Annotated in this window: 9 protein-coding genes and 2 tRNA genes; 5 read left to right on the top strand and 6 right to left on the bottom strand. The window is 56.9% G+C overall.

Going from position 1 to position 12,806, the window contains the following annotated elements:
* Positions 1-8 precede the first annotated feature (8 nt).
* Complete coding sequence (gene nhaD / locus CLV84_RS10770) at positions 9-1,433, bottom strand: sodium:proton antiporter NhaD (RefSeq protein ID WP_104419800.1); 1,425 nt, start codon at positions 1,431-1,433, stop codon at positions 9-11.
* 84 nt (positions 1,434-1,517) lie between these two features.
* Between nhaD and CLV84_RS10765 the strand changes: the two genes are divergently transcribed.
* The 4 genes from CLV84_RS10765 to CLV84_RS10750 all read left to right on the top strand — a co-directional run bounded on the left by CLV84_RS10765 (position 1,518) and on the right by CLV84_RS10750 (position 4,656).
* Positions 1,518-2,240 (top strand): hypothetical protein, encoded by a 723-nt coding sequence (locus CLV84_RS10765; RefSeq protein ID WP_104419799.1) that lies wholly within the window; start codon positions 1,518-1,520, stop codon positions 2,238-2,240.
* A 171-nt stretch (positions 2,241-2,411) separates the two neighbouring features.
* Positions 2,412-2,483, top strand: a tRNA-Glu gene (locus tag CLV84_RS10760).
* Between the two features lie 99 nt (positions 2,484-2,582).
* A tRNA-Glu gene (locus tag CLV84_RS10755) sits at positions 2,583-2,654 on the top strand.
* A gap of 190 nt (positions 2,655-2,844) precedes the next feature.
* Positions 2,845-4,656: an acetate/propionate family kinase gene (locus tag CLV84_RS10750; RefSeq protein ID WP_104419798.1), complete on the top strand. Its 1,812-nt coding sequence runs from the start codon at positions 2,845-2,847 to the stop codon at positions 4,654-4,656.
* Between the two features lie 7 nt (positions 4,657-4,663).
* On the opposite strand, the gene CLV84_RS10745 is transcribed toward CLV84_RS10750, so the two are convergent.
* Positions 4,664-5,548, bottom strand: a complete 885-nt coding sequence (locus tag CLV84_RS10745; RefSeq protein WP_104419797.1) for a histidinol-phosphatase — start codon at positions 5,546-5,548, stop codon at positions 4,664-4,666.
* A gap of 191 nt (positions 5,549-5,739) precedes the next feature.
* On the opposite strand from CLV84_RS10745, the gene CLV84_RS10740 reads away from it, so the two are divergent.
* Complete coding sequence (locus tag CLV84_RS10740) at positions 5,740-7,383, top strand: M43 family zinc metalloprotease (protein WP_104419796.1); 1,644 nt, start codon at positions 5,740-5,742, stop codon at positions 7,381-7,383.
* A 93-nt stretch (positions 7,384-7,476) separates the two neighbouring features.
* Here the strand turns inward: CLV84_RS10740 and CLV84_RS10735 are convergent, their stop codons facing one another.
* The 4 genes from CLV84_RS10735 to rlmD all read right to left on the bottom strand — a co-directional run bounded on the left by CLV84_RS10735 (position 7,477) and on the right by rlmD (position 12,773).
* The gene (locus CLV84_RS10735; protein WP_104419795.1) at positions 7,477-9,669 is read right to left on the bottom strand and encodes a xanthine dehydrogenase family protein molybdopterin-binding subunit; all 2,193 of its coding nucleotides are present in this window, start codon (positions 9,667-9,669) and stop codon (positions 7,477-7,479) included.
* 1 nt (position 9,670) lies between these two features.
* On the bottom strand, positions 9,671-10,132 hold the full coding sequence (locus CLV84_RS10730; protein ID WP_104421164.1) for a (2Fe-2S)-binding protein: 462 nt from the start codon (positions 10,130-10,132) through the stop codon (positions 9,671-9,673).
* A 584-nt stretch (positions 10,133-10,716) separates the two neighbouring features.
* Positions 10,717-11,295: a Crp/Fnr family transcriptional regulator gene (locus CLV84_RS10725; RefSeq protein WP_104419794.1), complete on the bottom strand. Its 579-nt coding sequence runs from the start codon at positions 11,293-11,295 to the stop codon at positions 10,717-10,719.
* 53 nt (positions 11,296-11,348) lie between these two features.
* Positions 11,349-12,773 carry a 23S rRNA (uracil(1939)-C(5))-methyltransferase RlmD gene (rlmD, locus tag CLV84_RS10720; protein WP_104419793.1) on the bottom strand — a complete coding sequence of 475 codons (1,425 nt, stop codon included), beginning with the start codon at positions 12,771-12,773 and terminating at the stop codon, positions 11,349-11,351.
* Positions 12,774-12,806: the final 33 nt, after the last annotated feature.

Genomic DNA, 12,806 nt, shown 5'->3' with positions numbered 1-12,806 from the left:
CGGAATGATTAGTGGGTGACACCGATATTAAACAGCGACTCAATTACGATGAAGGCTGCCGCACCGGCGGCAAAGCCGACGAATGCCAGCCAGGCGATCTTTTTGAAGTACCAGATGAAGTCGATCCGCTCCATTCCCATGGCGGCGACGCCGGCGGCCGAACCGATAATCAGCATACTACCACCGGTACCGGCACTGTAGGCGATAAAGTGCCATAGCCGGGCGTCAATCGGGTAATTATTGAGGTCGTACATCCCCATGGAGGCGGCTACGAGGGGAACGTTGTCAATGATCGCCGACAGGAAGCCGAGAATGATAATCACGATGTCTTCGTTGGGGATTACCGCCCGGAGGCTTTCGGCAACCGCCCGCAGGGCGCCGACGCCGTTAACGACGATGGTTTCCAGCGCGGCTACTGCCATGAGGATACCGAGGAAGAAGAGGATCGACGACATCTCGATGCGGCTCAGGGCGTTATGGGCCGAGTATTTCACTTTACGCTCCTCGGTGAAGTCTTCCTCCGGGTGGATGTATTCGGAAACCAGCCAGACCACCCCGAGGCTCAGCATCATGCCGAGGTAGGGCGGAAGGTGAGTGATGGTCTTGAAGATGGGGACGAAAACGATCATGCCTAGTCCCAGGAAGAGCATCGTCTTACTGGAAAGGAGCCGTTCCCGGTCCTGTTCTTCTTCCTGTTCCTCCGTCAGGGTGATTTCTCCCTGGAAGGGCTTGAGGAAGCTGGCGATTAGGAAAGGCAGCGCGAAACAGATGAGGGAGGGAACGATAAGGAATTCCATCAGTCCGGCGGTGCTGACGCGCTTGCCGATCCACAGCATGGTGGTGGTCACGTCGCCGATCGGCGACCAGGCACCTCCGGCATTGGCCGCGATCACGATCAGGGCCACGTACCAGATGCGTTGATCCCGGTCGGGTACGAGTTTGCGGAGGAGGGTGACCAGAACGATGGTAGCGGTCAGGTTGTCGATAATGGCGGAAAGGACGAAGCCCAGGCAGCCAACGATCCAGAGGAGCCGTTTTTTCGAGCGGGTCTTGACCCAGCCCTTCAGGATATCGAAGCCGCGGTGCAGGTCGACAATCTCGACGATGGTCATGGCACCGATGAGGAAGATGAGGATTTCGGCGGTTTTTCCCAGGTGGTGCAGGAGAGCACCAACGAAACCTTCCTCCGCGGCCTCGTGGGCACCGGCATGACCGACCTCCATCGCTTCGCCGCTGATGCTGTTCATCATGTTGAAGACGTCCCCTTCCGTGTTGATAATTTCCAGGGAGCCGGCGTTGAAGCCGAGGCTCAGTAACGCCCAGCATAATGCTCCCATGAGTAGTGCGGGAACCGTTTTGTCCAACCGAAGTGGATGCTCAAATACGATTACTATGTACCCGATGACAAAACAGGCGACTACGGCTGCTAACATGATTGATGGTTTAATGGGCGATCTCGCTCGGGCAATTATACGAATAGTACGCAACTACGGCCCGCCAAAAACGGTTTGCTAAGCATGAAACCGGAACAAGGACCCGACTACACTCGCACAATCCTGATCGGCGGCCTCGTCGTACTTAGTCTCCTGTTACTCCTGCGTATTTACCCGCCACTCGCTTTTACGGCATTTTTACTTGCGGCGGCGGTAGCTTTTGTGCTGGTCGGCGGTTCCGTTACCCAGTGGCTAAGGGGCAACGCCCGTCCGCAGGCCGACGAAAGTGAATTCGCCCAACGGGTGTCGGAACGGCTGCGCGACTGCCGGCAGCGGGAAGAGCGCTTCCGGGATGAGGGGGAACGTATCCTGAAGAGTATCGCTACCCTGCGCGACGATTTGTCACGAAATACTTCCGTTGATCCGACGGAAGTCAAAAAAGCCGAGGACGTTATCCGAGAATTGGAGGCCGAATTCAGTCTCCGCCACGCGAAAGCCGGCTTCTTTGCCGAGTGTGCCCAACAACTCAAGGAACTGCTCGACCGCCACCGCCTGATGGAGAGCATCTCCGCACGTCGCCGGGAACTGCGCAACCTTCGGCAAACGAACTACGACGACGAAGCCGTGGTAGAGGAAACCCGCTTTCATATCGAGCAGGACAGCATTGAACTGGACACTATTGTCGAGTTAAGCAACAATGCCGCCGGCAGCAGTAAAGCCGAGCAGGCCAATGCTTTACGTCGCCGATTGGAGCAATTGCGGGGCACGCTCGGCCGAAAAGATCGGCCCGAACAGCAAGCTTCCTGAGGAAAAGTTTGGCATTTACTTGCGATTTTGCCGAAGCTATCTATCTTTGCAACCGCTAAAGCCGGAATGCCGGTTTTCAGGTACAATGTTTACAGCATAAAGTGTGAAGTACAAAGGTCCGGTTACCTTTTCACTTTGTATTTCGTCCTTTAAATTTTGTACATCTCCTTTGGCCCGTTCGTCTATCGGTTAGGACGCCAGGTTTTCATCCTGGTAAGAGGGGTTCGATTCCCCTACGGGCTACTTCTTTAGTACGGGAGTAGATAGTATAGTAGTACGGTAGGCTTGCATGCCTGGCCGCCTACCGTACTAAAGTGCTACGTACTTCCTACTATTCCTCCCGGCCCGTTCGTCTATCGGCTAGGACGCCAGGTTTTCATCCTGGTAAGAGGGGTTCGATTCCCCTACGGGCTACTTCTTAGTCGTTTAATGCTCAACTCCGTGTGCCTTGTACGCAATGTGCGTCTAGATACTGCGGGGGGTACGGCACGACTACCTGGCTGCTCCACTCGCTGCGTTTCCTTTCCTTCCCTAATTTCGGTTGCCCCGCTATAATGCGGTAGGATGTCGCGAACTTTTTTCGCCGTACTTCCCTTACGCCCACATGTTAATACTCGTTTTAAACGCCGGCAGTTCCTCACTGAAGGCATCGGTCATGGATGCGACCTCCGGGGAGGTACACTTCGAAATGAATGGCAACCGATTACTGGATGCTCCCGAACTCACCTTTAGCGACGGAACGGAAATCCATCTCCAGCAAAAGGGCCACGAGGAAGCACTCCGTGCAGGCTTGACCAAGCTCAAGGAGCTATGCAGCCATCTCGATCTCGCCGGCACCGGACACCGGGTGGTGCACGGTGGGGAAACCTTTGACTGCCCTGCGCGCATCACGGATAAGGTCGAGCAAAAAATCGAGGCCCTCTCGGATCTCGCTCCGCTGCATAATCCCATCAACCTAGAAGGGATCCGCATGGCCCGACGTTTCTTCCCGGATATTCCGCACTTCGCGGTATTCGATACGTCCTACCACCACAGTTTACCCCGCCGGGCCCGTACCTACGCCCTCCCCCGAGCCCTGGCGGAGGAATACGGCATCCGTCGGTACGGCTTTCACGGGATCAGCCATAAGTATGTAGCGGGCCGTGCGGCCACCTTCCTAAAGGACGATTATCGCAACCTGCGCCTGATCAGCTGCCACTTGGGTAACGGGTGCAGTGTGGCCGCCATCGAGTTCGGCCGCAGTATCGAGACGAGTATGGGAATGACGCCGCTGGAAGGGTTGGTAATGGGTACCCGAAGCGGAGACCTCGACCCGGGAATCCTCACCATGCTAGCCCAGAAAGCGGACCTGAGCGCGGCACGAATCGATGAAATCCTGAACCGGGAGAGTGGCCTTAAGGGGTTGTCCGGGTCCAACGACATGCGGGACGTCCTCGTGCGTTCGACCGGGGGTGACGAAGGTGCCCAGCTCGCCCTGCAGATATTCACCCACCGTCTGCGGAAGTACATCGGTGCCTATACGGCCGTCATGGGTGGCGTGGACGCGATCATCTTTACGGGAGGCGTCGGCGAGAACAGCAGTATCGTGCGCCACCGCGCAGCCCAGCGGCTGGATTACCTAGGTGCCATTATCGACGAAGACCGCAATCAATCCCTGCAACTCACGACCGGAGAGGATGTGATTGCCTTTAACCGGCCCCACAGTCGGGTGAAGCTGCTGGCTATCCGCACCGATGAACAATTCGCGATTGCCAAAGCGTGCGGCAAGCTGATCGACGAAGAGAACAAGGTGAATCGGCTGCCCTCGATTCCCGTGGCGGTTTCCGCCCGCCATTGTCACCTCACCCGCGCTACGCTCGACCAACTTTTCGGAGTGGGTCACGAGTTGACGGTGAAAAAGTGGTTGTCGCAGCCCGGTCAGTTTGCCGCCAACGAAACCGTTACGGTCATTGGGCCGAAGAACCAGTTGGAACGGGTGCGCATTTTGGGTCCACTGCGCTCCGTGGACCAAGTGGAGATTTCCCGCACCGACGAATTCTTCCTGGGGATCGACGCCCCGGTACGGGAATCCGGAAAAGTAGACAATACGCCGGGGTGCCGGTTGGTGGGTCCCAGTGGCCACGTCGACCTGGAGAACGGGTTGATCTGCGCCTGGCGCCACATCCACATGACCCCGGACGATGCCAGCCGGTTTGGCGTAGCGGATCGGGATGTCGTGGAAGTGGCGATACGCAACGACGAGCGGGGATTGACCTTCGGTAACGTGCTGGTGCGGGTGTCTCCGGACTACCTGCTGGAAATGCACATCGATACCGACGAAGGAAACGCGGCGGAAATTACCCCTGGGGACACCGGTGCCCTAATGCACAGTTCGGCGGAAGGTCAGCTTAAACGGAAGGCGGTTAGCTTCTACTAAAAGCCGCTTAGGCGATCTGATCGGGTGAACCCTCAAGCAATGGCTGCAGGTCCGCAACTTCCAGGGGGGTAAACTCCTGGCCGGTGAACGTCCATACTATTTCCACGTCCATGGCCCGCAGCCCTTCGTAGACTTCCTGGAAAGCGCCGGCAATGTGCTCCGACCGGTGGGCATCGGAATTGACCTGCAGGCGAATGCCACGCTGGTGAGCTCGCCGGACGACCCAATCGGTGGGATACGTATCGGTAATTTCATCCAAGTAGATGCCCCGGGTATTTACCTCCATAATACAGCCGGCGCCGGCGATGGCTTCCAGCGTTTCTTCCACTGCCCGGCGGTACCAGGGTTCGTTTTCGTCCCAGTAACGTCCTTCCTGATTACGCTTTTTGACGCGATCCAGGTGAGCTACGATCGAAGGAGGATGGGTGGCGACCATCTCCCGGACGAGGGAAAAATAGCGCTCTACCATGGCACGGGGATTTCCGCCGAAAATGGTATTAATCCCTTCCTCGAAAACCGGATTAGCCCGTTGAAAGCTCCAAGGCATACCATCCGGCAAGTAATCGATGTAATGAACGGCACCTACGGTATAGTCGAGTCCTGCCGCCCGGATGTGCGTACTGTCTACGTTGATGACCTCCGGGATGTAATCGACTTCCAGACTTTTATAGAGCTTGATCCGATCCCCGAACCGCAGCCGCAGACGATCGATCTCCGCGATATAATCGGATAGATCGGTTACCGACATCGAACTGATTCCGGCAAACGGAATCGGAGCATGGTCGCTGAATCCATAGCTGGTAAAGCCTTCGCGGAGGGCTCGCTCAACGTATTCTTCGGGTGCGCCGACGCCATCGCTGTAATAGGTATGGGCGTGGTGATTGGTTAACATGAAGGCTTGATTGGTTAAAAATCCAACAAATTGAACGTACTAAAGCTCTGAAAATCGAGAAAAACCCGAAATAAATAGGCACAATACCGGGAAGAGGAGAATACAAAGCGGAAATTGTCCATCGGGGGTGTCCGAAGGGGATTTACCTTGTGGGTTCAGTAACACCTTTTCCAACCCATAAATTGCCTAGTATGCAGTGGAGACTTCTACTCTTTTTCATCTTTTTGGCGCTTTCCAATTGGGCAACCGCCCAGCGCAACTGTGGTTCGATGGACTACCTCGAGCAGCAAATCCGCCAAAACCCTTCCCGGGAGCTTCAGTTGCAGCAGCTGGAGCGCCTTACCGACCAATTTGATCCGGTACTGCAGAAATCGCTTTCGGGTGGCGTGCTGACCATTCCCGTCATCGTGCACGTCGTATACGGGAACAATACCGAAAACATATCGGATGCCCAGGTCAACAGTCAGATCCAGGTACTGAACGACGACTTCCGGCGCCTTAACGCCGACCGCGCCAATACCCCTTCCGACTTCCGGGGGGTGGCCGCGGATACGGAGATCGAATTCTGCCTGACCCAGGTGATTCGAAAGGCAACTACGCGTAGCAGTTTCGGCACCAATGACGCGGTCAAGTCGTCCGGTAGCGGTGGTTCCGATGCCGTTACACCTACCAAAGCAATGAATATGTGGGTCTGTGAGATCGGCGGTGGCATACTCGGTTACGCTCAGTTCCCCGGCGGCAGCCCGGCTACCGACGGCGTGGTCGTCGACTACCGCTACTTCGGCACGACCGGCACGGCTACGGCACCGTTCGACCTAGGTCGGACGGCCACCCACGAGGTCGGTCACTGGCTGAATTTGCGCCACATCTGGGGAGACGGCGGCTGTAGCGTCGACGATTTCGTCACCGATACCCCCACCGCTGGCGGCCCGAACTACACTGGCGGCGCCTGCACGTATCCCGGTCCAAACAGTTGTACGCCCCGGGGTAAGAACGGCGGAACGGACCTCCCGGATATGTTTCAGAACTATATGGACTACTCCGACGACCAGTGCATGAACTTGTTTACCATCGGCCAGAAGGACCGGATGTGGGCAGCCGTGTCAGCCGCCCGCCCGGAGCTGATTTCCGCTACCTGCGACGGTACTTCTCCCCCCTCGCCCCAGGAAATCTGTGATAACGGTATCGACGATGACGGCGATGGCCTGACCGACTGTGCAGACCCCGACTGTAGCTACGCCAGCAATTGTGCTCCACCGGCCGGCGACTGTGTCGCTCCCAACGGGCTCACCGGCCAGATCGGTAAAGGGGGGCGCCAGCTTACCATGTCGTGGAATACGGCGGACGGCGCGCTGAGCTATTTTGTTGAGGTATTGCAAAACGGTGCTACGTTCGCTTCCGGAACGGTTAGTGGAACGAGTGCGTCCGTCACCATTTCTAAGAATGCTTCCTACACCTGGCGGGTGCGTTCGAACTGCGCTAACGGCGCGACGTCCGACTTTGCCCAAACCAGCGTACGTACCGCCCGCCTCGCTTCAGCATCCGCTCAAGCACTCGGCGTATACCCCAACCCGACCAACCTGAGCGAGGTAACCGTAACCTGGAATCTGGAAAGCACTGCTCCGGCGTTGGCCAACCCGGTCATCCGGGAAAGCCAGGAGGACTTTGTCAATGTGGAAGTTCGCGATTTCACCGGACGGGTATTGCAGCAAAAGAAGGTCGAGGACAACGGTCAAACCACGCTGGACGTCACGAACCTGCGCGCCGGCGTCTACCTGCTCCACGTTCGCACCCAGGATGGCTACGGCGTGAATACCAAATTCGTCAGGCTCTAGCGGTCAAATCGTAGGTGGGCTTGTCCCATTCTATGCACGAAGCCCGGTACGACATAGTCGTACCGGGCTTTTCCGTGTTTAGATTCCTGCTACCTACCCCTTAAGCTCCCGGGGAGCGGCGAAGGGCTGGTCGTATACCCGTTCGCCGGTCACGCGGTAAATGGCATTCGCCAGCGCCCCGACTACGGGCGGGAGGGAGGGTTCCCCCAAGCCGGTAGGCGCGATACCGTTCTCCACGAAGTGGGTGTGAATGGCAGTGGGTGCCTCATTGTGGCGAATCAGCCGGTAGGTATCGAAGTTTTGCTGCTGTGGCCGGCCGTCTTCGAAGGTGATCGCACCGTACAAGGCATGGCCGATGCCATCGATAATTCCGCCCTCTACCTGGTTGTGGGCGCCTTCGGGGTTGACGACGATGCCGCAGTCGACGACGCAGTGCACCTCCTTGACCCGCGGCTGGCCATTCACCATCTCGGCTTCGAGCACTTGGGCAACGTAGGAATTGTGACAGTAATAGGCGGCTACCCCGCGGCGGTCGCCGTCGGTCCATCCCGATTTATCCCGGACCTCAGACAGTACATGAGCATACCGCTCGGCGTCGTAGTCGTTCTCTTCCCCCACCGGATTGCTGATGGCGCGATCGAAGAGTTCCAGTCGGAAGGCAATCGGGTCTTTACCGGCTGCCTCGGCGACTTCGTCGAGGAAAGCTTGTTCCGCGCCGGCAATGAAATTCGAGCGGGGAGCCCGCCAGGCACCGGTGGAGACATTGGAGTCGTTGACCAGGTTCTCGGCGAGGTAGTTGTCCACCGTGCCCGCGGGGAAGCGGTTCGGAAACACCGGGCTTTCACCGGCTCCGGTGCCCCGCACGTGAAAGGCGGTAAGCTTACCGTCACCGTCGAGAGCGGCCCGGTAGCGCACCAGGTATTCCGGGCGGTAGGTGCCCTGGGTCATATCGTCTTCGCGGCTGTACACCAATTTAATGGGGACTTTGGTAGCCTGGCTGATCAGCGTCGCCTCCACGCCAAAGTTGCCGTAAAGGCGTCGGCCGAAGCCACCGCCCATCCGCGTCATCATGATGCGGATATTCTCTTCCGGCATCCCAAGCAGGGCGCTGACCGACTTACGAAGGAACTCCGGCGTTTGGATCGGACCGACCAATTCGGCCCCGTCTTCCCGCACGTCCGCGAAGAAGTTCATCGGCTCCATGGTATTGTGGGGGAGAAAGGGGGCGTAGTAGGTTCGCTCTACCACGGTAGCGGCGGTGGAAAAAGCGCCTTCGGGATCGCCATCGCGGCGGGCAACTTCGGCCTCGCCCTCGTCGAGTAGCCGCTCCAGGGCGGCGCGGTGCATGGCGCTGGATTCGGCCGGGGAGGTCCGCTCCCATTCCACTTTCAGCGCCTTGCGCGCCTGCATGACCGTCCAGGGGTTATCCCCCACGACGGCCACCAGTTTAGGAAAGGCGTTTACGTCGGACCACTGCGGCTCAAAACCCTCGGGATGGGCATCGATCGTCACTACGCTGTGGACGCCGGGGAGGCTTTTTGCCTTCGCATCGTCTACGGATTTCAATGCCATGCCAAAGGCCGGGGGATGGACGATGGCGGCATACTTCATTCCCTCCCGTTGGAGGTCCAGTCCGTACAGCGGCTGACCGGTAACGATCTTTTTCGCATCCACGTTCTTCTTCGCGTTGCCGATGATGCGAAAATCCTTGGGATCCTTCAGGGTTACCTCTTCCGGCAGCGGCAGGGTTGCGGCGAGGGAGGCCAGCTCGCCATACCCCAGGGACCGGTCGCTGCCGTCGTGATAAACGATACCGTTTTCCGTTCGTAACTCACCCGCGTCTACTTCCAGCCGTTGGGCCGCGGCGGCAACCAGCAAGTGGCGGGCCGTGGCTCCGGTTTTCCGCAGCGGCTCCCAGCCGTGGCGGATGGACTGGCTTCCACCGGCAAGCTGCCGTTCGAAGTTCTCGGTGTCCAACGGAGCCTGCTCCACTACTACGTTTTTCCAATCGACGTCCAGTTCTTCCGCGACGATCATGGGCATCGCGGTCTTGACGTTCTGTCCGATCTCGGGATTGGGGGACATGATGGTCACCACCCCGTTCTCTCCGATTTTCAGGAAGGCATTGACGGTTACCCATTCTTCGGGCATAACCAACTCGGGCGCTGCCTGGGCGGTTTTTTCGTTCCGACAAGAGGTCAGGTAGCTGAAGCCCAGCAGTAGGCCACCGCCGGTAGCCGCGGTCAGCTTGAGGAAGGAACGGCGGGAAGGCTGATTGGAGGACATCTTAGCTTAGTTTTTTGGCGGCGGTTTTCACGGCGGCGTGGATACGGGTATAGGTTCCGCAGCGGCAGATATTTCCGTTCATCGATGCGCTGATCTCGGCGTCGTCCGGGTCCGGACTATTAGCGAGCAGGGAGGCGGCGGTCATGATTTGCCCCGCCTGGCAGTAGCCACACTGGGGTACGTCGTGCTCGAGCCAGGCGAGTTGAACCGGATGGTCGCCGTTTTCACTAAGCCCTTCGATGGTAGTTATCGCCTCGCCGCTCAGGTTTCCTACCGGAAGGTTACAGGAACGCATGGCAATTCCGTCGACGTGGACGGTACAGGCGCCACAGGAACCGATACCGCAGCCGTATTTGGTGCCGACGAGCTGCAGCTCGTCTCGAAGTACCCACAGCAGGGGCATCTCGGGATCCACGTCTACTTGTCGTTGTTGCCCGTTGACGGTAAGGTTGATGGTGGCCATGATAAGGAGCGGTTTCTGGTCTAAGATAATCAGCAATTAGCGGAACACGAAGCAAAGGTAGGGACCAAAGAAGCGGTTGCACGGAAAACGTCCCCTTGGCCATGAAACAATTGCGCAAGCTCGATACCCTAACTTGCTATTTGGCAAAATGAAGGGTATCCAAAACTCCCCGTCGAAGACGTTCGATCCCTTAAAAATCACTTTTTCATTCCGGCGGTGGGCACCAAGCCTACAGTGGCTGGTAGTCGGGAAGATTTGCGGTCATTGCGGGGGAAACGGCCACCTCGGTAGCGCAAAAGCCTCTGGATGGAATTTTCGGAAGTTGCTGTAAGGATCGCTTACCGCGTTTTGCGCTGGTTCGGCCACCGGGTCACTTAGGGATACCGACCCGACATCGTTCGGCTTGATCGGCCGGCACGTACCGATACCCAAAAAAATCGCCCGCTCCTAATAGGGCGGGCGTCAAAAGTTCAAAACCGAGATTTGTTCAAAGTGTCAATGTAGCCTATAATATCTTATCCAAAGATGCAGGCAATTCTCCAAACCGGTTTTCACATCGGTTAAAAAATCGACATTTTTTTAGTCTACTTTAACATTTGTTTTATTCGACTGAGTGACTGGGGGCGTACGCCAATGTAGTTGGCCAGGATTCCGGCGGGTATCCGTTCCATCATTCGGGGATACCGCTTCTTGAAATAGAGATACCGGTCCGTAGCTTTGAGCGGGAGCATGATGGCCTTCTCCTGCATTAGATTGACCAAGTGGTGGAGAACGATATCCTGTAATATGGCCCGGCTTTCGGCGCTCTTTTTAGCTTTAATAATGGTATTTTTATTCACAACGACCACTTGGCAATCGCTAATGCATTCCGCGGTATACTGAGCCGGGGAATCATAGAGCGTGGAAACGATACATCCGATAAAATGGCCGGGGCCGGCCAGTAGGCGGGTAGAGATTTCACCGTCCTGGTCGGTTACATACATGCGCATATACCCCGAGAGGATGTATACGACGCTGGGATTGGGATCGTCTTCGACGAAGACATTTTCCTTGGCTTGGTAAGAGCGGCGGGTCAGCCCTTTCGCGAAAGATTCCGCGAACGCTGGGTCTACACCAAATCTGATTAACGCCTCTACGAGGGGTCGTTGAATATCCGTTTCCATGTGATGTGTCTCCTATGCCGGCCAATAAAATGGGCGACGAACAACTCAAATCTTTACAAAGTAATCCGTCTCAATTTAACTACATTCTCTACGTGGCTGGTATGCGGAAACATATCGACCGGGCGGGCCCGCTCTACTACGTATTTATCGGATAACAAAGCCAGGTCGCGGGCCTGGGTAGCGGGGTTGCAGCTCACGTAAACGATTGTCGGTACATCAAGCTGCAACAGCATTTCCACGACCTTCGGGTGCATTCCCGCCCGCGGGGGATCCGTAATCAGGACATCTGGTTTACCGTGGGTTTTGGCGAAATCGTCCGTAAGGATGTCCCTTACATTCCCGGCATAAAAAGTCGCGTTGGTGACATTATTTTCGCGTGCATTTTCGCGTGCGTCGTCGATAGCGGCAGCGATCTCCTCGATACCGGTCACCTTTTTACACTGCCCGGAGACATACAGGGCGATGGATCCGATGCCGGTGTACAGGTCATACACATTCTCCTCCCCGGTTAGTCCGGCATAATCGCGGGCGATAGCGTAGAGCCGTTCCGCCTGCTTGGTATTGGTCTGAAAAAAGGATTTCGGGCCGATCCGAAAGTGGACGTGGCCCAGGGTCTCGGTTACGTATTCCCGACCGGCGTAGTGCACCATGTCCAGATCCATGAGGTACTCGTTGACCTTGCCGTTGATGCAGTAGTAGAGGCTGCTGATCCGCTCCCCGAATCGTTCCAGCGCGGCATCCAGAAAGCGGGTGATGGTATCTCGGTCATCCTCGAAGAAGGCAATGACCAGCATGCACTCCTCCGTGGTCGTGGTACGAACCATGAGTTGCCGGAGTAGCCCGTGACGCTCCCGCATGTCAAAAAAAGGCACATTCATTTCGGTCGCCAGTTCACGCAGTCCGTTACGGATTTCATTGCTCGGTCCGTGCTGCAGGTGGCATTTTTCGATCTGAATGAGCTTATCGTATGCCCCGGCTTTATGGAATCCGATGACCGGTTCCTCGTTGTTGATGTCGGTGCCGATTTCCTCGGTAGTCAGCCAACGGCGGTTGGCACAGCCGAACTCCAGTTTATTCCGGTAGTATTCGATAGTCTCGCTGCCCAGGATCGGCTCCCACTGCTCTACTTCCACTTTACCGATGCGGCGGAAAGCATCGTGGACCATCCGTTCCTTTTCACGCAATTGGCCGAAGTAGGCGAAGTGCTGCCACTTGCAACCCCCGCATACGCCGAAATGCTGACAAAAGGGCTCTACCCGTTCTTTCGACCGCTCAACGAACCGCAGGGGCGCTGCGAAAAGTACCTTTTTCTTTTTCCGGAAGGGGCGCACGTCCACAACGTCTCCGGGGGCTACATCTTCTACGAATACCGCCATGCCGTCGGGGGTCTTCCCCACGCAGAATCCCTTGTCCGCCAGTCCGGTAATCGTTACGTTATCAATGCGTTCGGGGAAGCGGTTCTTTCTGCGGCGGGCCATGTAAGGTATTTATTGCGCTCCCGATAGCAATCG

This window comes from Neolewinella xylanilytica (genome assembly GCF_002934605.1).
Lineage (GTDB): Bacteria > Bacteroidota > Bacteroidia > Chitinophagales > Saprospiraceae > Neolewinella > Neolewinella xylanilytica.
The sequence above is the reverse complement of the archived record's forward strand: the minus strand, read 5'-3'. Positions and strand labels throughout refer to the sequence as shown.